At 70.6% G+C, this 24835-nt stretch carries 19 protein-coding genes and 1 tRNA gene; 13 read left to right on the plus strand and 7 right to left on the minus strand.

Annotation, left to right across the window (positions count from 1 at the left end):
• The first annotated feature begins 135 nt into the window (after window positions 1-135).
• The 8 genes from OIE49_RS10265 (at window position 136) to OIE49_RS10300 (ending at window position 9901) form a co-directional block, all read left to right on the plus strand.
• The gene (locus OIE49_RS10265; RefSeq protein WP_326802050.1) at window positions 136-2415 is read left to right on the plus strand and encodes an FdhF/YdeP family oxidoreductase; all 2280 of its coding nucleotides are present in this window, start codon (window positions 136-138) and stop codon (window positions 2413-2415) included.
• Between the two features lie 83 nt (window positions 2416-2498).
• Entirely contained in the window at window positions 2499-2984 is a 486-nt protein-coding gene (locus OIE49_RS10270) for a PaaI family thioesterase (RefSeq protein ID WP_100569555.1), read from the plus strand.
• A gap of 191 nt (window positions 2985-3175) precedes the next feature.
• Window positions 3176-3838, plus strand: coding sequence for a Tat pathway signal sequence domain protein (locus OIE49_RS10275; RefSeq protein ID WP_326802051.1), 663 nt, complete (start codon window positions 3176-3178; stop codon window positions 3836-3838).
• Between the two features lie 287 nt (window positions 3839-4125).
• Entirely contained in the window at window positions 4126-5355 is a 1230-nt protein-coding gene (locus tag OIE49_RS10280; protein WP_326802052.1) for a branched-chain amino acid ABC transporter substrate-binding protein, read from the plus strand.
• Window positions 5356-5466: 111 nt separating this feature from the next.
• Window positions 5467-6399 (plus strand): branched-chain amino acid ABC transporter permease, encoded by a 933-nt coding sequence (locus OIE49_RS10285; RefSeq protein ID WP_326802053.1) that lies wholly within the window; start codon window positions 5467-5469, stop codon window positions 6397-6399.
• 5 nt (window positions 6400-6404) lie between these two features.
• On the plus strand, window positions 6405-8234 hold the full coding sequence (locus OIE49_RS10290; protein ID WP_326802054.1) for a branched-chain amino acid ABC transporter permease: 1830 nt from the start codon (window positions 6405-6407) through the stop codon (window positions 8232-8234).
• Window positions 8235-8237: 3 nt separating this feature from the next.
• Entirely contained in the window at window positions 8238-9188 is a 951-nt protein-coding gene (locus OIE49_RS10295) for an ABC transporter ATP-binding protein (RefSeq protein ID WP_326802055.1), read from the plus strand.
• Entirely contained in the window at window positions 9185-9901 is a 717-nt protein-coding gene (locus OIE49_RS10300; protein WP_326802056.1) for an ABC transporter ATP-binding protein, read from the plus strand. The genes OIE49_RS10295 and OIE49_RS10300 overlap by 4 nt, the downstream gene beginning before the upstream one ends.
• Before the next feature lie 86 nt (window positions 9902-9987).
• On the opposite strand, the gene OIE49_RS10305 is transcribed toward OIE49_RS10300, so the two are convergent.
• Entirely contained in the window at window positions 9988-10659 is a 672-nt protein-coding gene (locus OIE49_RS10305) for an ANTAR domain-containing response regulator (RefSeq protein WP_326802057.1), read from the minus strand.
• Between the two features lie 105 nt (window positions 10660-10764).
• On the opposite strand from OIE49_RS10305, the gene OIE49_RS10310 reads away from it, so the two are divergent.
• Window positions 10765-10839 (plus strand) — tRNA-Leu (locus OIE49_RS10310).
• A 106-nt stretch (window positions 10840-10945) separates the two neighbouring features.
• Window positions 10946-11722 (plus strand): transcriptional regulator, encoded by a 777-nt coding sequence (locus OIE49_RS10315; RefSeq protein WP_326802058.1) that lies wholly within the window; start codon window positions 10946-10948, stop codon window positions 11720-11722.
• A gap of 7 nt (window positions 11723-11729) precedes the next feature.
• On the opposite strand, the gene pyk is transcribed toward OIE49_RS10315, so the two are convergent.
• Together pyk and OIE49_RS10325 are read right to left on the minus strand one after the other, a co-directional pair.
• Window positions 11730-13166, minus strand: coding sequence for a pyruvate kinase (pyk, locus tag OIE49_RS10320; RefSeq protein WP_326802059.1), 1437 nt, complete (start codon window positions 13164-13166; stop codon window positions 11730-11732).
• 163 nt (window positions 13167-13329) lie between these two features.
• Window positions 13330-14049, minus strand: a complete 720-nt coding sequence (locus OIE49_RS10325) for an SIMPL domain-containing protein (RefSeq protein WP_326802060.1) — start codon at window positions 14047-14049, stop codon at window positions 13330-13332.
• A gap of 138 nt (window positions 14050-14187) precedes the next feature.
• Between OIE49_RS10325 and OIE49_RS10330 the strand changes: the two genes are divergently transcribed.
• Window positions 14188-16011 (plus strand): bifunctional metallophosphatase/5'-nucleotidase, encoded by a 1824-nt coding sequence (locus OIE49_RS10330; protein ID WP_326802061.1) that lies wholly within the window; start codon window positions 14188-14190, stop codon window positions 16009-16011.
• 46 nt (window positions 16012-16057) lie between these two features.
• Here the strand turns inward: OIE49_RS10330 and OIE49_RS10335 are convergent, their stop codons facing one another.
• From OIE49_RS10335 to OIE49_RS10350, 4 genes are all read right to left on the minus strand, one after another.
• The gene (locus OIE49_RS10335; protein WP_326802062.1) at window positions 16058-17464 is read right to left on the minus strand and encodes a lysine N(6)-hydroxylase/L-ornithine N(5)-oxygenase family protein; all 1407 of its coding nucleotides are present in this window, start codon (window positions 17462-17464) and stop codon (window positions 16058-16060) included.
• Complete coding sequence (locus OIE49_RS10340) at window positions 17461-18849, minus strand: pyridoxal phosphate-dependent decarboxylase family protein (RefSeq protein ID WP_326802063.1); 1389 nt, start codon at window positions 18847-18849, stop codon at window positions 17461-17463. The genes OIE49_RS10335 and OIE49_RS10340 overlap by 4 nt, the downstream gene beginning before the upstream one ends.
• A gap of 892 nt (window positions 18850-19741) precedes the next feature.
• Window positions 19742-22255: an aminopeptidase N gene (gene pepN / locus OIE49_RS10345; RefSeq protein WP_326802064.1), complete on the minus strand. Its 2514-nt coding sequence runs from the start codon at window positions 22253-22255 to the stop codon at window positions 19742-19744.
• Between the two features lie 108 nt (window positions 22256-22363).
• A complete protein-coding gene (locus tag OIE49_RS10350) occupies window positions 22364-22711 on the minus strand; it encodes a chorismate mutase (RefSeq protein ID WP_326802065.1) in 348 nt (115 codons plus the stop codon).
• Between the two features lie 159 nt (window positions 22712-22870).
• Between OIE49_RS10350 and OIE49_RS10355 the strand changes: the two genes are divergently transcribed.
• Window positions 22871-23770 carry a hypothetical protein gene (locus tag OIE49_RS10355; protein WP_326802066.1) on the plus strand — a complete coding sequence of 300 codons (900 nt, stop codon included), beginning with the start codon at window positions 22871-22873 and terminating at the stop codon, window positions 23768-23770.
• Window positions 23771-23913: 143 nt separating this feature from the next.
• Window positions 23914-24834 (plus strand): rhomboid family intramembrane serine protease, encoded by a 921-nt coding sequence (locus tag OIE49_RS10360; protein WP_326802067.1) that lies wholly within the window; start codon window positions 23914-23916, stop codon window positions 24832-24834.
• The last annotated feature ends 1 nt before the right edge of the window (window position 24835 follow it).

Consider the following 24835-nt stretch of genomic DNA (forward strand, 5'->3'; position numbering starts at 1 on the left):
GGCGGCCGGGCGGGCCGCACGGGACAGTCCGTGTGCCGTTTGCCGTGGTCCGTGTCCCGGGCCTAGGGGCTTTCGCACGGTCGTGCGAGGATCGGGAGCGTTGTTCATATGCCGCGAGTCGAAGGAGAGCGTGCTATGGCCACGAAGCCGCCCATGGGTGATCCGGTTCAGGACGCGCCGGAGGTAGCCGAGCCGCAGCACGCGGCGGCGGGGCTGCCGGCCATCGGGCACACCCTGCGGATCGCCCAGCAGCAGATGGGTGTGCGGCGCACCGCGCTGACCCTGCTGCGGGTGAACCAGAAGGACGGCTTCGACTGCCCGGGCTGCGCCTGGCCGGAGCCGGAGCACCGGCACGCGGCGGAGTTCTGCGAGAACGGCGCGAAGGCGGTCGCCGAGGAGGCCACCCTGCGCCGGGTCACCCCGGAGTTCTTCGCCGCGCACTCCGTGTCCGACCTGGCGGACCGCAGCGGCTACTGGCTGGGCCAGCAGGGACGGCTCACCCACCCCATGTACCTGCCCGAGGGCGCCGATCACTACGAACCGGTCACCTGGGAGCGCGCCTTCGACATCGTCGCCGAGGAGATCACCGCCCTCGACTCCCCCGACGAGGCCCTCTTCTACACCTCGGGCCGCACCAGCAACGAGGCCGCGTTCCTCTACCAGCTCTTCGCGCGCGAACTCGGCACCAACAACCTGCCCGACTGCTCCAACATGTGCCACGAGTCGTCCGGCTCGGCCCTGTCGGAGACGATCGGCGTCGGCAAGGGCAGCGTCCTCCTGGAGGACCTGTACAAGGCCGACCTGATCATCGTCGCCGGGCAGAACCCGGGGACGAACCACCCCCGGATGCTCTCCGCCCTGGAGAAGGCCAAGGCGGGCGGCGCGCGGATCATCAGCGTCAATCCGCTGCCCGAGGCCGGTCTGGAGCGGTTCAAGAACCCGCAGACCCCGCAGGGCATGCTCAAGGGCGCCGCGCTCACCGACCTGTTCCTGCAGATCCGCATCGGCGGCGACCAGGCCCTCTTCCGTCTCCTCAACAAGCTGATCCTCGACACCGAGGGCGCGGTGGACGAGGAGTTCGTCCGCGAACACACCCATGGCTACGAGGAGTTCGCGCAGGCCGCCCGGACCGCCGACTGGGACGAGACGCTCACCGCGACCGGGCTCACGCGCGCGGAGATCGACCGCGCGCTGGAGATGGTCCTCGCCTCCCGGCGCACGATCGTGTGCTGGGCGATGGGCCTGACCCAGCACAAGCACTCGGTGCCGACCATCCGCGAGGTCGTCAACTTCCTGCTGCTGCGCGGCAACATCGGCCGCCCGGGCGCGGGGGTGTGCCCGGTGCGCGGCCACTCCAACGTGCAGGGCGACCGCACCATGGGCATCTTCGAACGCCCCGCCCCCGCCTTCCTGGACGCACTGGAGAAGGAGTTCGGCTTCGCACCGCCGCGCGAGCACGGCTACGACGTCGTACGGGCCATCCGGGCCCTGCGCGACGGCGAGGCGAAGGTCTTCTTCGCCATGGGCGGCAACTTCGTCTCCGCCTCCCCCGACACCGACGTCACCGAGGCCGCCATGCGCCGGGCCCGGCTGACCGTGCACGTGTCGACCAAGCTCAACCGCTCCCACGTGGTCACGGGCGCGCGTGCGCTGATCCTGCCCACGCTCGGCCGCACCGAGCGGGACGTGCAGGCCGGCGGCGAGCAGTTCGTCACCGTCGAGGACTCCATGGGCATGGTGCACGCCTCCCGGGGCCGACTGCGCCCCGCGGGGCCGCAGTTGAAGTCGGAGCCGGCCATCGTGTGCGCTCTGGCCCGCCGCGTGCTGGGCGAGAGGAGCGTCGTGCCGTGGGAGGAGTTCGAGAAGGACTACGCCGCGATCCGCGACCGGATCGCCCGGGTGGTCCCCGGCTTCGAGGACTTCAACGCGCGCGTGGCCCGCCCCGGCGGCTTCGCGCTGCCCCACGCCCCGCGCGACGAGCGCCGCTTCCCGACGGCCACCGGCAAGGCCAACTTCACCGCCGCGCCGGTGGAGTACCCCGAACTGCCCGAGGGCCGGCTGTTGTTGCAGACGCTGCGCTCGCACGACCAGTACAACACCACGGTGTACGGCCTCGACGACCGCTACCGGGGCATCAAGAACGGCCGGCGGGTGGTGCTGGTCAACCCGGAGGACGCGCGGGCGCTCGGGGTGGCCGACGGGTCGTACGTGGACCTGGTCGGCGAGTGGAAGGACGGCGTGGAGCGGCGGGCACCGGGCTTCCGCGTCGTGCACTATCCGACGGCCCGCGGCTGCGCCGCCTCCTACTACCCGGAGACCAACGTGCTGGTGCCGCTCGACGCCACCGCCGACACCAGCAACACCCCGGCCAGCAAGTCCGTCGTGGTGCGTCTGGAACAATCGGCGGCCGACTGAGCGTTCGCTCAGTGATTTCGGTGGCCGATCGACCACGATCCGGTCGGCACCGAGCCGACCAAGGACGAACGGAGCCGGACCCCATGGGCGAGCAGCAGCACGTGAAGTTCCCGCAGGAAGTCCTCGACGAGTACGCCGCGCTCGGCGTCGACCTGCCCGCCCTCTTCTCCGCCGGACACCTCGGCACCCGCATGGGCGTGCAGATCCTGGAGGCGTCCGCGGACCGCGTCGTCGGCACCATGCCGGTGGAGGGCAACACCCAGCCCTACGGACTGCTGCACGGCGGCGCCTCCGCCGTCCTCGCCGAGACCCTCGGCTCGGTCGGCGCCATGCTGCACGGCGGCAGCTCCAAGATCGCCGTGGGTGTCGACCTGAACTGCACCCACCACCGCGGGGCGCGCTCCGGGCTGGTCACCGGTGTGGCCACACCCGTCCACCGGGGACGCTCGACGGCGACGTACGAGATCGTGATCAGCGACGAGGAGGGACGGCGGGTGTGCAGCGCCCGTCTGACCTGCCTGCTGCGCGACGTGAACCCGGGCGACAACCCCGCCGGCGCGGCCGGCTGAGCCACGGAGCCGCCTCCGCGACCGTTGCCCCCGGACGACCGGGCCCCCTAGCTTCTTGCCATGACAACGGGAGGAGCGCTCCGGCCGGGGGCGCGGTCGAGCCGGTCACACCCCCAACCACGCTCCACGTCAGTGGATCTGACGTGCCGCCACCGAACCGGGGAAGACCGGTCCGGCAGGGGACCCGGGACGTGAGCGGCGTCGGGCCGCTCGAACCGGGCGAGGGCACGCGCGCGTGGGGCACGTCCGACCGGGACGACCCGGATGCCCCGGGCGATGCCCCGCCCCGCCCCGGCGCCCTCGCGCACGGCCCGATCGCGCCTCTCGCCCGGCTGTACCGGCGGCACCGCCGGGCCGCCCTCACGGCCCTGACGCTCGCTCTTCTCCTCGCGGGCGGCGGCTACTTGTGCGCCATCCGCCAGGACGCGCCGCAGCCCCCTCCGCCGCCCCCGGCGCCGCCCTACCCGTCCCTGGTGACCGACGTGTCCTACCTGGACGAGGTCGCCGCACCCCACGCGGCAGAAACCAGGACATTCAGCTTCGCGGTGCTGGTCAGCGTGCAGACCGGTCCGCCCGTGACCGTCACCGGCATCGACCAGCCGTACGCGGGACTTTCCCTCACCTCCGAGCCCCGCGCCCCTTTCCTCGTCCGGGCAGGATCCGCCCATAAAGTTGTGATCACCATGCATGTGAAGGAATGCGGAAAAGTGCCGGGGAACGCCGGACTCCCTTTCCTGGACGTAACACTGCGTAATAAACGCGCAATCCAGGTGCACGGCTTCATCCTCGGGCCACGGTATGCGCAGAGCCTCTCCCAGGCCCTGCAAGTCGCCTGCGGCAACGGTTCCCAGTAATCACCAAAACCCTTGAGACGCCTGATCGCAGCAACCCCCGTCCTGCGGGTTCTCAGAATCCGGACCGGGCGAATCTGCCTGAATTCCACTCTTCCACCCGCCGCGTACCGCTCTGCATTACGTCCTGTCATAACAAGAGAGTCACAGCCTTGGCCAAGCCCTCCTCGACGTTCCCTGTGCGCGCCTAGAGTCACGGCCAGTCACGGCGCGTCGGATTACCTCTTCGACTCCGCGCTCGACTCGACCTCTTCCAGGGGGGAGGGGCCGTGCCAGGGAAAGGACTGATCGTGCGTCAACGTTCACTCATCGCCGTTACCGCAGCACTGGCAGCGGGAGCACTCACCCTCACCGCCTGCGGCTCGCGCGGCGGCGACAAGGGTTCGGACTCCGGCAACGGTGGCACCACCGTGGTCATCGGCGTCGACGCCCCGCTGACCGGCGACCTGTCCGCCATGGGCCTCGGCATCAAGAACTCCGCCGACCTCGCCGCCAAGACGGCCAACAAGCAGAAGTTCGTCGAGGGCGTCACCTTCAAGATCCAGGCCCTGGACGACCAGGCCCAGCCCTCCTCGGGCCAGCAGAACGCCGTCAAGCTCGTCGCCAACAAGGACGTCCTCGGCACCGTCGGCCCCCTCAACTCCTCCGTCGCGGAGTCCATGCAGAAGGTCTTCGACGACGCCAAACTGGTCCAGGTCTCCCCCGCCAACACCGGCCCCTCCCTCAGCCAGGGCCCCGACTGGCGGACCAAGAAGGAGCGCCAGTACAAGTCGTACTTCCGCACCGCGACCACGGACGCCATCCAGGGCCCGTTCGCCGCCCAGTACGTCTACAACACCGCGAAGAAGACCAAGGTCTTCGTCATCGACGACAAGAAGACCTACGGTGCCGGCCTGGCCGGCACCTTCACCGACGAGTTCAAGAAGCTCGGCGGCAAGGTCGTCGGCACCGAGCACATCAACCCCGACACCAAGGACTTCTCCGCGGTCGCCACCAAGGTCAAGAAGTCCGGCGCGGACATCGTCTACTACGGCGGCGAATACCCGCAGGCCGGCCCGCTCAGCAAGCAGATCAAGGCCGCCGGCGCCAAGATCCCGCTCATCGGCGGCGACGGCATCAACGACGCCAAGTTCATCGAGCTGGCCGGCCCCGACAGCGGCGGCGACCTCGCCACCTCCGTCGGCACCCCGGTCGAGGAACTCGACTCCGCCAAGCAGTTCACGGCCGACTACAAGGCCGCCGGCTACAAGGAGGAGTACTCCGCCTACGGCGGCTACTCCTACGACTCCGCCTGGGCCATCATCGAGGCCGTCAAGAAGGTCGTCGACGACAACGGCGGCAAGCTGCCCTCCGACGCCCGCGCCAAGGTCACCGAGGCCATGCAGAACGTCTCCTTCGACGGAGTGACCGGCAAGGTCTCCTTCGACGAGTTCGGCGACGCCACCAACAAGCAGCTCACCGTCTACGCCGTCAAGGACGGCGCCTGGGCCTCGGTCCACTCCGGAACCTACACGGGCTGATCCACCACCAGCACCGCTCAACCGTCGCGCGGGGCGCTGTTCCACTGGCGCCCCGCGCGTACTCGCATCCGGCCACATTCGACAAACATCCGAAGTCTCGGAGGACATGCGGTGAACGAACTGCCGCAGCAGCTGGTCAACGGCCTGCTACTGGGATCCATGTACGGGCTGGTCGCCATCGGCTACACGATGGTCTATGGCATCGTCCAGCTCATCAACTTCGCCCACGGCGAGATCTTCATGACCGGCGCCTTCGGCGGACTCTCGGTCTACCTGTGGGTACTTCCGAACGGCACGTCCATGTGGATCGCGCTGCCGCTCATGCTCCTCGGCGCCATCATCGTCGCCGTCCTCGTCGCCATCGGGGCGGAACGGTTCGCCTACCGTCCCCTGCGCGGCGGCCCACGCCTGGCGCCCCTGATCACCGCCATCGGTCTCTCCCTCGCCCTGCAGCAGGCGGTGTGGGCCTGGTACCCGGACGCCAAGTCCGCGCGCACCTTCCCGCAGATCGCCGGAGGCCCCTTCGAGATCGGCAACGTCACCATCCAGACCGGTGACATCTTCGTCTTCTGCGCCGCCCCCATCAGCATGGCCATCCTCGCCTACTTCGTCATGAAGACCCGCACCGGACGCGGCATGCAGGCCACCGCCCAGGACCCCGACACCGCCAAGCTCATGGGCGTCAACACCGACCGCATCATCGTGGTCGCCTTCGCCCTCGGCGCCACCTTCGCCGCCGTCGGCGGCGTCGCCTACGGCCTCAAGTACGGCGAGATCCAGTTCCGCATGGGCTTCATCCTCGGACTCAAGGCCTTCACCGCGGCCGTCCTCGGCGGGATCGGCAACATCTACGGCGCCATGATCGGCGGGCTCGTCCTCGGCGTCGCCGAGACCCTCGCCACCGCCTACATCTCCGACATCCCCGGCATGGACCAGTTCGGCAGCCAGTCCTGGGCCGACGTCTGGGCGTTCGTACTCCTCATCCTCGTGCTGCTGTTCCGGCCCCAGGGCCTGCTCGGCGAGCGCGTCGCGGACAGGGCGTGACACCGATGACCACACAGACCACCGCACCCGAAACGCCCAGCGCCCCCACCGCCGGCAGCGAACCCACCGGGCTCATCCGCATACCCGAGCAGATCGGCCGCGCCCTGGCCACCGGCGGCGCCGTCCTCACCTTCATCTCCACCTTCCTCGCCTGGACCTGGACCTCCGAGTTCTCCGGAGACCTCACGGTCTACGGCTACCCGGGCGGCCTGCAGGTCCTCGTCCTCATCGGCGCCGTCCTCACCATCCTCTTCGCCCTCTCCTCCTACGGCATCAAGGGCCTCGGCTGGCTCACCCCGGCCGGCGCCGACGCGGCCGTCAAACTCACCGCCCTCGCCACATTCGCCACCGCCTGGTACGCGGTGCTCGCCATCAGCATCGAACTCGGCGGCGTCGTCAACCTCGAGCCCGGCGGCTACATCGTCGCCGTCACCAGCCTCGCCACCCTCGTCGGCGCCCTGGCCCTGCCCTTCGAACGCCCCGAACCCAACCCCGTGGACCCCGACGACGGCGGCCGGGAACAGCTCAAGCAGAAAACGGCCCACCTCCGGGAGACGCTCAAGGCCGTCTTCGCCACCGGCACCGCCCGGCCCGTCGGCAAGCTCGCGCCCTACGCCGAGATCCTCGTCATCATCGCGGCCATGGCCATCGGCCTGACCGTCTTCACCTACGGCATCGGCACCCCCGACAGCGAACTCTTCATCGGCTTCCTCATCACCGCCGGCTTCAGCTTCGCCGCCCTCGCCAAGGCCGGACTGGTGGGCCGCGTCTCGACGATCACCGCCAGGCACCGCAACATCACGATGATCGGCGCCTTCGTCGCAGCCGCCGCCTTCCCCTTCACCCAGTCCGACGACCAGTACGCGGCCATCGGCGTCTACATCCTGATCTTCGCCACCGTCGCACTCGGCCTGAACATCGTCGTCGGCCTCGCCGGCCTCCTCGACCTCGGCTACGTCGCCTTCCTCGGCGTCGGCGCCTACACCGCGGCCCTGGTCTCCGGCTCCCCGTCCTCACCCCTGCACGTCCATCTGCCGTTCTGGGCCTCCGCGTTGCTCGGCGGCGCCGTCGCCATGGTCTTCGGCGTCCTCATCGGCGCCCCCACCCTGCGACTGCGGGGCGACTACCTCGCCATCGTCACGCTCGGCTTCGGTGAGATCTTCCGCATCACCGTCAACAACACCGACGGCACCTCCGGACCCGACGTCACCAACGGCTCCAACGGCATCTCGTCGATCCCGAACCTGAACATCCTCGGCTTCGACTTCGGCCAGGAGCACACCTTCCTCGGGCTCACCATCGCCCGCTTCGCCAACTACTTCCTGCTGATGCTCCTGATCACGCTGATCGTCGTCGTGGTCTTCCGGCGCAGCAGCGACTCCCGCATCGGCCGCGCCTGGATCGCCATCCGCGAGGACGAGACCGCCGCGCGCGCCATGGGCATCAACGGCTTCCGCGTCAAGCTCATCGCCTTCGCCCTCGGCGCCACCCTGGCCGGCCTCGCCGGCGCCGTCCAGGCGCACGTCACCTACACCGTGACCCCCGAGCAGTACCAGTTCGCCCACGTCGTGCCGCCCAACTCCGCCTTCCTGCTCGCCGCGGTCGTCCTCGGCGGCATGGGCACCATCAGCGGCCCCCTCGTCGGCGCGGCTCTGCTCTACCTCATCCCGGCCAAGCTCCAGTTCCTCGGCGACTACCAGCTCCTGGCCTTCGGTCTCGCACTCGTACTGCTGATGCGCTTCCGCCCGGAAGGCCTCATCCCCAACCGGCGCCGCCAGCTCGAGTTCCACGAGCAGACGGAGGCACCCGCGGTCCTCAGCAAGGCAGGGGTCTGACCCATGACTACCGACACCACCACCAAGGACACCACGCCCACCCCGGCCACCTCGGGCGAGACCGTCCTCGACGCACGCGGCGTCACCATGCGCTTCGGCGGCCTGACCGCCGTGCGCGGAGTCGACCTCACCGTCAACAGCGGCGAGATCGTAGGACTCATCGGCCCCAACGGCGCCGGCAAGACCACCTTCTTCAACTGCCTCACCGGCCTCTACACCCCCACCGAGGGCGAGGTCCGCTACAAGGGCAACGTACTGCCGCCCAAGTCCTTCAAGGTCACCGCCGCCGGCATCGCCCGCACCTTCCAGAACATCCGCCTGTTCGCCAACATGACGGTCCTGGAGAACGTGCTCGTCGGCCGGCACACCCGCACCAAGGAAGGACTCTGGTCCGCCCTGCTGCGCGGCCCCGGATTCCACCGCGCCGAAGCCGCCTCCCGCGCACGGGCCATGGAGCTCCTGGAATTCGTGGGCCTCGCCCACAAGGCCGAGCACCTCTCCCGCAACCTGCCCTACGGCGAGCAGCGCAAGCTGGAGATCGCCCGCGCCCTGGCCAGCGAGCCGGGCCTGCTCCTCCTGGACGAGCCCACCGCCGGCATGAACCCCCAGGAGACCCGGGCCACCGAGGAACTCGTCTTCGCCATCCGGGACATGGGCATCGCCGTACTCGTCATCGAGCACGACATGCGGTTCATCATGAACCTCTGCGACCGCGTCGCCGTACTCGTCCAGGGCGAGAAGCTCATCGAGGGCGACAGCGCCACCGTCCAGCGCGACGAGCGCGTCATCGCCGCCTACCTCGGCGAACCCTTCGAAGGCGCGCCCGGCGCCGAGGAGGCCGCCGAGGTCGAGAACGCCGAGGCACAAGCCGAGGCGGCCGAGACGCAGGCAGAGGCGCAGGCAGAGGACGACACCCCGCAGGACGCCGCGCCCGGCAAGGAGAACGACCGATGACCGCACTGCTCGAAGTCGAGGACCTCCGCGTCGCCTACGGCAAGATCGAGGCCGTCAAGGGCATCTTCTTCACGGTCGAGGCCGGTCAGGTCGTCACCCTCATCGGCACCAACGGCGCCGGCAAGACCACGACGCTGCGCACCCTGTCCGGGCTGCTCAAGCCCGTCGGCGGGCAGATCAGATTCAACGGCAAGTCGCTGAAGAAGATCCCCGCCCACCAGATCGTCTCCCTGGGACTCGCCCACTCCCCCGAGGGGCGGCACATCTTCCCGCGGATGACGATCGAGGACAATCTCCGGCTCGGCGCCTTCCTGCGCAAGGACAGGGAAGGCATCGAAAAGGACATTCAGCACGCCTACGATCTCTTCGCCATCCTCGGCGAACGCAGAAAGCAGGCCGCGGGCACCCTCTCCGGCGGCGAGCAGCAAATGCTCGCCATGGGCCGGGCGCTGATGTCCCAGCCGAAACTGCTCATGCTCGACGAGCCCTCCATGGGCCTTTCGCCGATCATGATGCAGAAGATCATGGCGACCATCGCCGAACTGAAATCCCAGGGCACGACGATTCTGCTCGTCGAGCAGAACGCCCAGGCGGCGCTTTCCCTCGCCGACCAGGGGCACGTCATGGAGGTCGGCAACATCGTGCTGTCCGGCACCGGCCAGGACCTGCTGCACGACGAATCGGTCCGCAAGGCGTACCTGGGCGAGGACTGACCCCACCGGGTCACCGCCGAGACGAGAACGGGCTCGCGTCCCCTTACGGGACGCGAGCCCATTCCCTTTGCGCTGTTGTGTCCGGCTCAGTCCTTGTCGGACCCGGCGCCCTTCGCGGCCTTCTTCTCCTCGCTGTCCTGGATGACCGCCTCCGCGACCTGCTGCATCGACATGCGGCGGTCCATCGAGGTCTTCTGGATCCAGCGGAACGCGGCCGGCTCGGTCAGCCCGTACTCCGTCTGAAGGATCGACTTGGCACGGTCGACCAGCTTGCGGGTCTCCAGCCGCTGGGTGAGGTCGGCGACCTCCTTCTCCAGTTCCTTCAGCTCGGTGAACCGCGAGACGGCCATCTCGATCGCCGGAACGACGTCGCTCTTGCTGAAAGGCTTGACGAGATACGCCATCGCCCCGGCGTCCCGGGCCCGCTCCACCAGGTCGCGCTGCGAGAACGCGGTGAGCATGAGCACGGGTGCGATCCGCTCCTCGGCGATCCGCTCCGCGGCCGAGATGCCGTCGAGCTTGGGCATCTTCACATCGAGGATCACCAGGTCCGGGCGGTGCTCGCGGGCCAGCTCCACGGCCCGCTCCCCATCGCCGGCCTCGCCGACGACCTGGTAGCCCTCCTCCTCCAGCATCTCTTTGAGATCGAGCCGGATCAGCGCCTCGTCCTCGGCGATGACGACCCGGGTCGTCAGCGGAGGCACGTGCGACTTGTCGTCGTCGGACACGTCAACGGGCTGGGGCGACTCGGCGGTCACGGGGGCGCTCCTTGGTCCGGGGCGGGCGGATACTGCTCCCAAGAGCGTACCGAGCTGCGGTAAGGTGGTCAGGCAGCGGGTCGGGGGCAACCTTCGATTCGTCGGGCCCCGGTAGCCCAATTGGCAGCAGGCAATGGATTCAAAACCCATACAGTGTCGGTTCGAGTCCGACCCGGGGCACTTTTCCTTCGATTCAAAGGTCGTCACTTGCGGCGGAGGATCCCCTGTCGGGTGATCCTCCGCCGTTCGCCGTGTGTCGTCCCGACCGCTCTCGCAGAGTGCTCACATGTACGACGCCAGCACACGCAAGCGAGCCCTTTCGCTGGTCCACCAGGGCCGCAGTCTGAACTCGGTCAGCAAGGAGACCGGCGTCTCCCGCGCCGCGATCCGCGCTTGGCAGACACGCGCCGAGCCTCTTCACCGGAACCGCGCGATGTCCTGCCCGCGTTGTCGCGACGCACCCTGGGAGCCCGAAGAGATCACGGCCTACACCTACCTGCTGGGCCTGTACCTCGGCGACGGCTGCGTCAGCTCGCTGCGCAGGGGCGTCCACTTCCTTCGCATCACGTGCGCGGACGCCTGGCCCGGCCTGATCGAAGCCTGCGCCGAGGCCGTGCAACGTGTCCGTCCCGACAACAAGGTGTTCCGAGTCCAGCGCCAGGGCTGCCAGAACGTCACCTGTTACAGCAAGCACTGGCCCTGCCTCTTCCCCCAGCACGGCCCCGGCAAGAAGCACGAGCGCCGGATCACGCTCAAGCCCTGGCAGCAGGAGATGGTCGACACGCACCCGTGGGAATTCGTCCGGGGCCTCATCCACTCCGACGGCTGCCGTATCACCAATTGGACGACCCGCCTCGTCGGCGGCGAGCGCAAGCGCTACGAGTATCCGCGGTACTTCTTCACCAACACGTCGGCGGACATCGTGCGGCTCTTCACCGACACCCTCGACAAGGTCCGCGTCGAGTGGAAGCCGCTGCATCAGAGCCGCGCCGCCGTGACGATCTCCGTCGCCCGCAAAGCCTCCGTATCGCTCATGGACGCTCATGTCGGGCCCAAGCACTGAGCCGGTGCTATCGGGGGCTGTCGTCCTCGCCGATGTGGTGCACCCGGACCAGGTTCGTCGAGCCCGGCACCCCGGGGGGCGAGCCCGCCGTGATCACCACCACGTCGCCCTTCTCGCAGCGGCCGTACCGCAGGAGCAGTTCGTCGACCTGCTCGACCATGGCGTCGGTCGAGTCGACGCGCGGGCCGAGGAACGTCTCGACGCCCCAGGTGGCGCTGAGTTGGGAGCGGGTGGCCGGTTCCGGGGTGAAGGCCAGCAGCGGGATGGGTGAGCGGTAGCGGGAGAGCCGGCGGGCGGTGTCGCCCGACTGTGTGAAGGCGACCAGGAATTTCGCGCCGAGGAAGTCGCCGATCTCCGCCGCCGCTCGGGCCACGGCGCCGCCCTGCGTGCGGGGCTTGTTGCGGTCGGTCAGCGGCGGCAGGCCCTTGGCCAGGAGGTCCTCCTCGGCCGCCGCGACGATGCGGGCCATCGTCCGCACCGTCCCCACCGGGTGCTTGCCCACACTGGTCTCGCCCGAGAGCATCACCGCGTCCGTGCCGTCGAGCACCGCGTTGGCCACGTCCGAGGCCTCCGCGCGGGTCGGGCGGGAGTTGCCGATCATCGAGTCGAGCATCTGCGTGGCGACGATCACCGGCTTGGCGTTCCGCCGGGCCACTTCGACCGCGCGCTTCTGGACGATCGGGACCTGCTCCAGCGGCATCTCCACGCCCAGGTCGCCGCGGGCGACCATGATGCCGTCGAAGGCGGCCACGATGTCGTCGACGGCCTCCACCGCCTGCGGTTTCTCGATCTTGGCGATGACGGGGAGGCGGCGGCCCTCGTCGTCCATGACGCGGTGGACGTCGAGGATGTCCCGGCCACCGCGGACGAACGACAGTGCGACGACGTCGAAGCCGGTGCGCAGCGCCCAGCGCAGGTCGTCCTCGTCCTTCTTCGACAGAGCGGGGACCGAGACGGCGACGCCGGGGAGATTGAGCCCCTTGTGGTCGGAGATCACGCCGCCCTCGATCACCCGGGTGCGGACGCGGGGGCCGTCGACGGCGGTGACCTCAAGACACACCTTGCCGTCGTCGACGAGGACGCGCTCGCCGGGGGTGACGTCCTCGGCGAGGCCCGCGTGGGTGGTGCCGCAGATGTCGCCGTCGCCCTCGACGCCCTCTTCGACGGTGATGGTGAAGGTGTCGCCGCGTTCGAGGAGTACGGGTCCCTCGCGGAAGCGGCCGAGCCGGATCTTCGGGCCCTGAAGGTCGGCGAGGATTCCGACGCTGCGTCCGCTCTCGTCGGCGGCTCTGCGCACGTGCCGGTAGCGCGCCTCGTGTTCGGCGTGGCCGCCGTGGCTGAGGTTGAAGCGGGCGACGTCCATTCCGGCGTCGACCAGTGCCTTGATCTGGTCGTACGTGTCGGTGGCGGGCCCCAGAGTACAGACGATCTTTGCTCGGCGCATGATGTGAGCCTAGGCCTTACCAGTGGGTAGACGATTGGTACGACGTGACCACTCAACAACCTTTGGATGAAGGGGTATTGACAACTGTTGAACTGTGCGGGGCGGCGCTCGGGCAAGCGTTCGTCCCGTTCGCGGACCGGAAGACGCAACGGATGTCACGTCATCACAGTCTGGGCGGTGCCATGGTGAAGCGCGCGTCGACCTGCGCGTGGACGTGCTGCCGCTCGGGTTCGAGGTCCAGGGGCGCGGCCTCATCCTCGGGCGCGGCGCCTCCGTAGGCCTGCCTCGATCTCATCCGCCCGGGTGCCGGTGCCCAGGGCTGGGTGTTCTCCGCGCCGATGTCGGCGAGTTCGACGAGGGCGGTAAGTGAGGTGCCGAGTGCCTCGGCGTACTCCCTGGCCCGCTGGACGGCGTCCTGTACGGCCTGCCGGCGTGCCTCCCGGTGGGCCGGTGAGCCGGGGCGCAGTGCCCACCAGGGGCCGTCCACCCGGGTGAGTTCGGAGTCGGCCAGTCGGGTGGTGAGTTCTCCGAGTGCGGTGAAGTCGCAGAGTGCGGCGGTGAGGCGGACGGCGCCGTGGTAGGTGCGGACGCGCTCGCCGCGGCCGTGCCGGGCCGGTTCGGGGGTGAGGGAGAGGGCGCCGGTCTCGAGGTTCTCCACCGCCTGGCCGTAGGACTTGACGAGGTCCAGGACGTGGGCGTTGCGCCGGGTGAGGTCGTCCAGGGTGGAACGGCGGTCCTTGCCGCGGGCGGTGACGGTGATGCCGATCCGGGCGATCTCGGGGTCGACTTCCAGGTGCGCCTCGCCGCGGACGGCTATCCGGGGGGCGTCGGGGGTGCCGTAGGGGACGGCGGGGCCGGGTTCCGGAGCGGGGGCTGAGGTCATACGCCCCACTCTGTCACCAGTGGCCGGTTTTCCGCCCCTGCCGGTCATCAGATCGCAACCTTCCGGGGGTGTTGCGGTTCGCCGCGGACCGCCAGAATCTACGCGCGTCATCGACTTGTTTCACGAGGAGAACCAGACATGCCGTTGAACCGCCGGAAGTTTCTGACGAAGTCCGCCGCCACCGGGGCGGGGGTGGCGCTGACCGGCGCCGTAGCGGCTCCGGCGGCCGAGGCAGCGCCCGCCGCTGCCGCCGCGGCGGGCCAGAAGGCCGAGAAGCCGGGCAAGCGCTACTCCCTGACCGTCATGGGCACGACCGACCTGCACGGGCACGTGTTCAACTGGGACTACTTCAAGAACGGCGAGTACAGCGACGCGGCGGGCAACGCCCAGGGTCTGGCCCGGGTCTCGACGCTGGTGGACCAGGTCCGCAAGGAGAAGGGCCGTGACCACACGCTGCTCCTGGACGCCGGTGACACGATTCAGGGCACCCCGCTGACGTACTACTACGCGAAGGTGGACCCGATCACCGCCAAGCGTGGTCCGGTGCACCCGATGGCCAAGGCGATGAACGCCATCGGGTACGACGCGGTGGCGCTCGGCAACCACGAGTTCAACTACGGCATCGAGACGCTGCGCAAGTTCGAGGAGCAGTGCGACTTCCCGCTGCTCGGCGCGAACGCGGTGGACCACAAGACGCGGAAGCCGGCCTTCCCGCCGTACTTCATCAAGAAGTTCCACCAGCCGGGCGCCGCGCCGGTGACGGTGGCCGTGCTGGGTCTGACCAACCCGGGCATCGCGATCTGGGACAAGGCCTACGTCCAGGGCAAGTTGGACTTCCCGGGTCTTGAGGAGCAGGCCGCGAAGTGGGTGCCCAAGCTGCGTTCGATGGGCGCGGACGTGGTCATCGTCTCGGCGCACTCGGGCACGTCCGGCACCTCGTCGTACGGCGACCAGCTCCCGTACGTGGAGGACGCCGCCGCGAACATCGCGCGGCAGGTGCCCGGCATCGACGCGATCCTGGTGGGCCACGCGCACAAGGAGATCGCGGAGCTGAAGGTCGTCAACGAGAAGACCGGCAGGACGGTCGTGCTGTCGGAGCCCCTGTGCTACGCCGAGCGGCTCTCCCTGTTCGACATCGAGCTGGTGTTCGCCAAGGGCAAGTGGGAGGTGGAGTCGGTCTCCGCCTCGCTGCGCAACACCAACACCGTCGCCGACGACCCGAAGATCACCAAGCTGCTCAAGGACGAGCACGCGAAGGTCGTGAAGTACGTCAACCAGGTGGTCGGCCGGGCGACGGAGACCCTCACCACGGTCGACGCCCGCTACAAGGACGCCCCGATCATCGACCTGATCAACAAGGTGCAGGAGGACGTGGTGAAGGCCGCGCTGGCGGGCACGCAGTACGCCGCGCTGCCGGTCGTCTCGCAGGCCTCCCCCTTCTCGCGCACCTCCGAGATCCCGGCCGGCAACGTGACGATCCGGGACCTGTCGAGCCTGTACGTGTACGACAACACGCTGGTCGCCAAGCTGATGACGGGTGGCCAGCTGCGGGCGTACCTGGAGTACTCGGCGGAGTACTTCGTGCAGACGGCCGCCGGCGCGCCGGTCGACGTGGACAAGCTGACGAACGCGGGCGGCCGCCCGGACTACAACTACGACTACGTGTCGGGCCTTCAGTACGACATCGACATCGCCCAGCCGGCCGGTTCGCGGATCAAGAACCTGACGTTCGGCGGTGCGCCGCTGGACGACGCCCAGGAGTTCGTGATGGCGGTGAACAACTACCGGGCCAACGGTGGTGGCGCCTTCCCGTACGTGGCCTCGGCGAAGGAGCTGTGGGCGGAGTCGACCGAGATCCGTACGCGGATCGCGGAGTGGGTCACGGCGAAGGGCGAGCTGGACCCGAAGGACTTCGCGTCGCTGGACTGGAAGCTGACGCGTAACGGCACGCCGGTGTTCTGATCGGTTTCCTTCTTCCAGGGACGGCCTCGGATCCCGTCCCGCCAGGTCAAGGCGTCAGTGCCTTGATCTGGCGGGACGGCGGGATCTGGGGCCGTCGCCGTTCCAGGCCGAAGGTGGTGAAGGCGGTGCGGGCGGGCAGCGGGTAGGCCCGTGCGCCGGTGACCGAGTTGAGGATGGTGGCGCTGCGCCAGGCGGCGAGGCCCAGGTCGGGGGCGCCGACGCCGTGGGTGTGGCGTTCGGCGTTCTGCACGTAGACGTGGCAGCCGGTGGCGGTGATGGCCGGGTCGAGGTCGAGTCGGAACTGCTCGTCGATCCGGAGGCGTTCCCTGCCATCGCGGCGCAGGTAGGGGTCGAGGCCGGTGAGCAGGGGTGTGACGGGGCGTTCGCGGTAGCCGGTGGCGAGGACGACGGCGTCGGTGGTGTGGCGGGTGCGGGTGCCCTGTTGCAGGTGTTCGAGGTGGAGTTCGAGCCGGGAGCCGGCGACCCGGCCTGCGGTGCGGACCCGGACGCCGGGGGTCAGGACGGCGTCGGGCCAGCCGCCGTCCAGCGTGCGGCGGTAGAGCTCGTCGTGGATGGCGGCGAGGGTGTCGGTGTCGACGCCCTTGTGGAGCTGCCACTGGCCGATGACGAGCCGGTCGCGCACGGGTTCGGCCAGGGCGTGGAAGTAGCGCATGTAGTCGGGGGTGAAGTGCTCCAGGCCGAGCTTGGAGTATTCCATCGGGGCGAAGGCCTCGGTGCGGCCGATCCAGTGCAGCCGCTCGGCGCCGGCCCGGCGGTGGCGCAGCAGGTCGAGGAAGACCTCGGCGCCGGACTGTCCGGAGCCGACGACGGTGATGTGGCCGGCCGCGAGGAGGGTGTCGCGGTGGTCGAGGTAGTCGGCGGCGTGGACGACGGGGACGCCGGGGGCGTCGGCGAGGGGTTTCAGCGGGGCGGGGACGTGGGGTGAGGTGCCGATGCCGAGGACGACGTTGCGGGTGTGGGCGCGGCCGACGGCCTCCGCTTCACCGTCGGCGTCGCGCTGGGTGAAGTCGACCTCGAAGAGGCGGAGTTCGGGGTTCCAGCGGACGGCGTCGACGTGGTGGCCGTAGCGCACGGCGGGCAGGTTCTCCGAGACCCAGCGGCAGTAGGCGTCGTATTCGGCGCGCTGGATGTGGAAGCGCTCGGCGAAGTAGAAGGGGAAGAGCCGGTCGCGGGTCTTCAGGTAGTTGAGGAAGGACCAGTGGCTGGCCGGGTCGGCGAGCGTGACGAGGTCGGCGAGGAAGGGCACTTGGAGGCGGGAGCCGTCGATGAGCAGGCCGGGGTGCCAGTGGAAGCGGGGGCGCTGTTCGTAGAAGACGGTGTCGAGGCCGGTGAGCGGGTGGGCGAGCGCGGCCAGGGAGAGGTTGAACGGCCCGATGCCGATGCCGACCAGGTCGAGGGGGGCCTGGGGGGTGTGGAGCGCGGGATGGTTCATCTGGGGGTGCTTCCTTCCACCAGTTTCAGCAGGGTGGCCAGGTCTTCGGTCCGGGTGTCCGGGTTGAGCAGGGTGGCCTTGAGCCAGAGCCGGTCGTCGAGGCGGGCGCGGCCGAGGACGGCGCGGCCTTCGGTGAGGAGTGCGCGGCGGACGGTGGCGACGGCGTCGTCGGTGGCGCCGGCGGGCCGGAACAGGACGGTGCTGATGGTGGGCCGGTCGTGGAGTTCGAAGCCGGGGTGGTCGTGGATGAGGTCGGCGAACTCGCGGGCGCGGGCGCAGACCTGATCGACGAGGGCGCCGAGGCCGCTGCGGCCGAGGGCCTTGAGGGTGACGGCGATCTTGAGGACGTCGGGGCGGCGGGTGGTGCGCAGGGAGCGGCCGAGCAGGTCGGGCAGGCCGGCCTCGGTGTCGTCGCCGGCGTTGAGGTAGTCGGCGCGCTGGTGCAGGACGGCGAGGTCGCGGGGGTGGCGGACGGCGAGGAGTCCGGCGGCGACCGGCTGCCAGCCGAGTTTGTGCAGGTCGAGGGTGAGGGTGTGGGCGGCTTCGAGCCCGGTCAGCTTGTCGCGGTGGCGTTCGCTGAACAGCAGTCCCCCGCCGTGGGCGGCGTCGATGTGCAGCCGGGCGCCGTGGGCGGCGCACAGTCCGGCGATCTCGGGGAGGGGGTCGATGAGTCCGGCGTCGGTGGTGCCTGCGGTGGCGGCTACGACGACGGAGCCGCGGGAGCTGCCGAGGTCGGTGAGGGCGCTGTGCAGGGCGGCGGGGTCGAGGGTGCCGGAGGGGGCGGGCACGATCACGGGTTCGGGCAGGCCGAGCAGCCAGGCGGCGCGGGGCAGGGAGTGGTGGGCGTTGGCGCCGCAGACGAGGCGGACGCCGCCGCCGTGGGACTCGCGGGCGAGCAGCAGGGCGAGCTGGTTGGACTCGGTGCCGCCGGTGGTGACGACGGAGTCGGCGAGGCCGGCCTCGTGGGCGAGTGTCCGGGTGACGAGGGCTTCGAGCTCGGAGGCGGCGGGTGCCTGGTCCCAGGAGTCCAGGGAGGGGTTGAGGGCGCTGACGGCGAGGTCGGCGGCGGTGGCCACGGCGAGGGGCGGGCAGTGCAGGTGGGCCGCGCAGAGGGGGTCGGCGGGGTCGGCGGCGCCTTCGGCGAGTGCGTGGACGAGGCCGCGCAGGGCGTCGGGGTCGCCGTGCTCGGGCAGCACGTCGCCCACGGCGTCGCGTATGCGGGCGGCGACGGCGTCGGGTCCGCCGGCGGGCAGGGGGCCGCCGCGGGCGTGGCGGCCGCTGTCGAGGGCGTCGAGCACGGTGTCGAGCAGGGGCCGCAACGCGTGCGGGCCGTCGGGACCGGAGGCGAGGCGGGCGGGGTGGTCCAGGGGCGGCGGGGTGCTCATGGGACTGTCCTCCGTGGCGCGGGGGCAGGGAATTCCAGCTTGTAGGCAGTAAAGCCGGACTCGCCCGAAAGATCGACGATCGGAACCCGAAAGTGGGTACTGCCGTACGGGGAAAACGTGTTGGGGTCCCGTGGGCCTGTCCTCGGCCGAGGAAGTCGTCCCGGTGGTCCTCGGCCCGGCGCGCGAAGGGGCGGGCGGGGGTGCCGGTGATCTCCTCGACGGTGTGCGTGATCTCCGGGGGTACGCCACGGTGGACTCGAGGGTCTTCAGCAGGCCCTGGAGCGGGTGCGGCGGCAGGTGCGGGGAGAGCTCGGCGGCCCACACGGCCGGCACAGGCGCCCGGAAGCCGAGTCCCGGCACCCCCCCCCACCGACCTACGGCCGCCCGCCCGGCACCGGTGCCCCCGTGCCGCGACACGGCATCCCCGACGCCGCCCGCGTCGAGCGGCCCGTCGCCCCGGCGACCGCAGGCGCCACCCCGGGGCATCGGACGGCCGGTGGTGGCCGCGCCGCACACCTCGCCCGGTCGGCATCGGTGACTGGACGCCGCGTCCCGACGTCACCGACGACCAGCGGACGCCCGGCCGTGCGGGCGGATGACCGGCGGCGCCCGGCCGTGCGGGCGGATGACCGGGGCGCCCGGCCGTGCGGGCGGACGACCGGCGGCGCCCGGCCGTGCGGGCGGACGACCGGCGGCGCCCGGCCGTGCGGGCGGACGACCGGCACTGGCGCCTTCGCACTGCGCACCGGTGCCGACATCGCCCGCGGCCGACGGCCCGCCGCCACTCCGGCGGCCGCAGGCAGCAGCCGGGGCCGACCGGGCGTCGGCGGCGACGCCACGCGCGCCGCCGCCGGCGGGGCCGGAGGACGGCGGGCGCGGGACGGGTTCCGGGTTACGCCTCGCGGACGCGCAGGGCGCGGGTCAGGTCGTCGAGCTGGTCGACGAGCTTGCGGCGCAGGGCCGGGGTCGGGTCGCCCTCGTGCAGGCAGGTTTCGCCCAGGCGCAGGTGGTCGGCGTCGATGGCGTGCACCGGGAACGCCCAGCGGCCGGCGGCCTCGGCGATGGCGGGGCCGCGGCGCTCGGCGAGGGCGACCGCGTCCTGGTAGAAGCGGGCGACGTAGTCCCGTACGAGATCGGCCTGCTCGGGCTGCCAGAAGCCCTTCGCGGTGGCGGTGAACAGGTAGTTCGACAGGTCGGTGCGCTCGTCGGTGGCGAACATCGACTGCCAGGCGGCGCGCTTGGCCTCGGGGTCGGGCAGCGCGGCCCGGCAGCGGGCGGCGCCCTCCTGCCCGGTGGCGGACGGGTCGCGGTCGAGTTCCCCGGCGATGGCGGCCTCGTCGACGGCGCCGAGGACGGCGAGGCGTCCCAGGACGCGCCAGCGCAGCTCGGGGTCGAGTTCGGGCCCGCCGGGGACGGTGCCGTCGGCGAACCAGGCGGCGATGGTGTCCGGCTGGGCGGCGACGTCGATGGAGTGGCGCACGGCGATCAGCCGCAGGCCGGGGTTGTCGCCGTCCTCGGTGCGGCGGACGAGGTCGCGGCACAGGGCGCCGAGGGCGGCGAGGGCGGCGGGCCGCTGCTCGGGGTGGACGTACCGGTCGGCGATCTGCGCGGTGGCGAAGGCGAGGACGCCCTCGACGACGGCGAGGTCGGTCTCCTCGGGCAGGTGGGCGGAGGCGGCCGCCAGGTAGTCGGCGGGGGCGAGTTCGCCGTCGCGGACCATGTCGCGCAGCGCGTTCCACACCACGGCGCGGGTGAGCGCGTCGGGGATGCCGGACAGTCCGCGCAGGGCGGTCTCCAGGGAGGTCCCGTCCAGGCGGATCTTGGCGTAGGTGAGGTCCTGGTCGTTGGGCACGACCAGGGCGGGCCGGGTGCCGGGGCGGGGCAGGGCGGTGCCGTCCTGCGGGACGTCGGTGTCGTAGCGCTCCCGTACGACGAGGCTGCGGCCGTCGCCGAGGTCGTGGTCGTAGACGCCGACGGTGACGCGGTGCGGGCGGCTGCCGTCGCGGTCGAGGGCGAGGGTCCACTGGCCGGGCACGGCGTCGACGGACGCGGTGAGCGTGTCCACGCCGGTGGTGCGCAGCCAGGCCTCGGCCCAGGCGTGCACGTCGCGGTCGGTGGCGGAGGCGAGGGAGTCGATGAAGTCGGCGAGGGTGGCGTTGGCGAACCGGTGCCGCTTGAAGTGGGTGTTGATGCCGGCCAGGAAGTCCTTCTCGCCGAGCCAGGCGACGAGTTGACGCAGGGCGGAGGCGCCCTTGGCGTAGGAGATGCCGTCGAAGTTGAGCAGCGCGGAGGCGGTGTCGTCGACGGCGTCGGGGGCGACGGGGTGGGTCGAGGGGCGCTGGTCGGCGTCGTAGCCCCAGGCCTTGCGGGCGACGCCGAAGTCGGTCCAGGTGTCGGTGAAGCGGGTGGCCTCGGCGGTGGTCTGGTAGCCCATGTACTCGGCGAAGGACTCGTTCAGCCAGATGTCGTCCCACCACTTGAGGGTGACGAGGTCGCCGAACCACATGTGGGCCATCTCGTGGGCGATGACCATGGCGCGGGTCTGCCGCTCGGTGTCGGTGACGGCGGAGCGGTAGACGAACTCGTCGCGGAAGGTGACCAGGCCCGGGTTCTCCATGGCGCCCGCGTTGAACTCGGGCACGAAGGCCTGGTCGTAGGAGTCGAAGGGGTAGGGCTCGTCGAACTTCTCGTGGTAGCGGTCGAAGCAGCCGCGGGTGACGTCGAGGATCTCGTCGGCGTCGGCGTCGAGGTGGGGCGCCAGCGAGCGGCGGCAGTGGATGCCGAAGGGCAGGCCGCGGTGCTCGGTGCGTACGGAGTGCCAGGGGCCGGCGGCGACGGCGACGAGGTAGGTGGAGATCAGCGGGGTGGGCGCGGCCTTCCAGACGCCGTCGCCGGTGTGCTCGGTGACGCCGTTGGCGAGGACGGTCCAGCCGTCGGGGGCGGTGACGGTGAGGTCGAAGACGGCCTTGAGGTCGGGCTGGTCGAAGGCCGCGAAGACGCGCTGGACGTCTTCCATGAACAGCTGGGTGTAGAGGTAGGTCTCGCCGTCGGTGGGGTCGGTGAAGCGGTGCATGCCCTCACCGGTGCGGGAGTAGCGCATGGCGGCGTCGACGCGCAGTTCGTGCTCGCCGCGGGCGAGGTTTCTCAGCGGCAGGCGGTTGCCGGTGAGGTCCTGCGGGTCGAGGGGCTCTCCGTCGAGGGTGGCGGAGCGCAGCTCGGCGGGCTTGAGCTCGACGAACGTGTCCGTGGTGTCCCGGCCTGCCCGTACGGTGAACCGGATCACGGTCCGGGAGTCGAAGGTGTCGTCCCCGCCGGTCAGGTCGAGGTCGACGCTGTAGCGGTGGACGTCGAGGAGCTTGGCACGGGTTTGCGCTTCGTCGCGCGTGAGTACGGACATGGACGCCATGCTGCCTGATGGCCGGTGCCGGGCACGAGGGGGTGTCGCCGACGGTCTCGGGACTTTGCGGTCCTCGGGGGGCGCGTTGGGCGGCGCGCGGGGCCCGGGGGGCCGGCGTCAGGTCGCCGGGATCTCGCCGTTGCCCGCGTCCTCGGCGATGCGCTCATGGTGGCGGATGACCTCCGCGATGATGAAGTTCAGGAATTTCTCGGCGAACGCCGGGTCCAGTTTGGCGTCCTCGGCGAGGGCGCGCAGCCGGGCGATCTGCCGGGCCTCGCGGCCCGGGTCGGCGGGCGGCAGCTGGTGGGCGGCCTTGAGGTGGCCGACCTGCTGGGTCGCCTTGAACCGCTCGGCGAGCATGTGGACGACGGCCGCGTCGATGTTGTCGATGCTGTCGCGCAGCCGCGCGAGCTCCTCCTGGACGGCGGGGACGGCGTCACCGGTACCGGTGTTGCTGATGGTCATGGGCGCCCACCCTACGGTGTGGGCGGTGCTCGGACGGTGAGCGTCCGACGGGTGACGCACGGAGGCCGCGGGCGCGACGGGGGTGCGGGCACGGGGCGGAACGAGGACTCGCGCGCATAAAGTGGGAGAGGGTTCAGGGCCGTCTTTGGGGGTTCGGACGTGGCGAACGGCGGACCGGTGGTGCACGGCTACCCGCATCTGGAGACGGTGCGGGCGGCGATCACCGCGCTCTACAAGCGGCTCACGTACGGCACGGTGCAGACGTTCGCGGCCAGCGTGGCGCCGGCCGACGTCGCCTTCTGCGACACCGACGACCTGCATCTGGGGGCCCAGCGCGTGGCCCACGAGCTGGTCGGCCACTACCGGCTGCCGGACGCCCGCATGATCGTCGGCTTCCGTGAGATGACGCACGCGGCGAGCGTCGAGCTGGCGGACGGCCCCGAGTACTTCGTGGAGCTGAACGACCGTTTCCGCACCCACCGCCGGGACATCGGCGCGGCCCTCGCCCACGAGGTGGCCCACGTCTACCTGCACCGCCTGGACCTGTCCTTCCCCGGCACCCGCGACAACGAGATCCTCACGGACACGGTGGCGGCGTATCTGGGCGCGGGCTGGCTGCTTCTCGACGCCTTCCGGGAGGACGGCGTGTCGTCGCAGAAGCTCGGCTACCTCACTCCGGAGGAGTTCGGCTACGTGCTGGCCAAGCGGGCGCTGGTGTTCGGCGAGGACCCTTCGACGTGGTTCACCAGCCCGCAGGGCTACGAGGCGTACGTCGAGGGCATGGCCCGGGCCCGCCGTGACGAGCAGCAGCCGCCCCTGACGGCGGCGGGCTGGGCGGGCCGCCGCCGGTACGCCCGCGACCGCCGGCACGCCCAGGACCACGGCCGGGAGCCCCTTCCGCAGGCGGAAGCGCCGTACTCGTTCAGCTCCGGGGGCCGCGAGCCGCTGCGGGTGTCCTTCTCCTGTCCCACCTGCCACCAGCGCATCAGGGTCCCGGTCGGGGGCCGTATGCGCGCCCGGTGCGCCCTGTGCCGCACGGTTCTGGAGTGCGACACCTGAGCCGGTCCTGACGCTGTTCCGAGCCCTTCGCGATTCCGGGATCACTGGCCCCACCTTTACCATCCGTCACAGCAGTTCGCTATTTTGTTCGCTGCCGTCCCCACCGGCTCAGCCTTGTCCCCGCGTTCAACGAGGAGCCGGCCGTGGATGCCGAGTCCGCAGTCACCACCTGCTACCGCCACAGCAGGGCGGAGTGCCATGTCCGCTGCGTCCGCTGCGACCGGTACATCTGCCCGGACTGCATGCGGGAGGCCTCTGTCGGCCACCAGTGCGTGGAGTGCGTGAAGGAGGGCGCCCGGTCGGTGCGGCAGGCGCGGACGGCGTTCGGCGGCCGGATCAACGCGGTGCCGGTCGTGACCTACGTCCTCATGGGGCTCAACATCCTCGCCTACCTGGGCGAGTTGGTGCGCCCGGCGCTCGTGGACCGGTTCGGGATGCTCGGGCGCGGTCTGGCGGGGACCGACGGCGTGCACTACCTGTGGGACTACCCGTACGGCTCCGACGTGCACGCCGAGGGGCTGGTCGGCGGCGAGTGGTACCGGCTGCTGACCGGCGCGTTCCTGCATATGCCGGCCACCGAGGGGACGTTCGGCATCCTGCACATCGTGATGAACATGGCGGCGCTGTGGAGCACCGGCCGGGTGGTCGAGGCGCAGTTGGGCCGCGCCCGCTACCTCGCCCTGTACCTGCTGTCGGCGCTCGGCGGCTCGGTCCTGGTCCTGCTGATCGACCCGGACGCGCTGACGGTCGGCGCGTCCGGCGCGATCTTCGGTCTCGGCGCCGCGTACTACGTCATGGCCCGCCGGCTGGGCTACGACATGAACGCCGTCAACCGGTACATCGGGGGCCTGCTGCTGTGGCTGGTGGTCTCGGCCGCGCTCACGTCCTGGCAGGCGCACCTGGGCGGTCTGCTGACGGGCGGGCTGGTGACACTGGCGTACGCGTACGCGCCGCGCGGAGGCCGTCGCACCCTGGTCCAGGCGGGCGCGTGCGTGGCCCTGCTGGTCCTGCTCGTGGTGCTTGCCTGGGCGAAGGTCTCGGAACTGTCGGGAGGGGCGGCCTGAC

The sequence above is a fragment of the Streptomyces sp. NBC_01788 genome (genome assembly GCF_035917575.1).
Classification (GTDB): domain Bacteria; phylum Actinomycetota; class Actinomycetes; order Streptomycetales; family Streptomycetaceae; genus Streptomyces.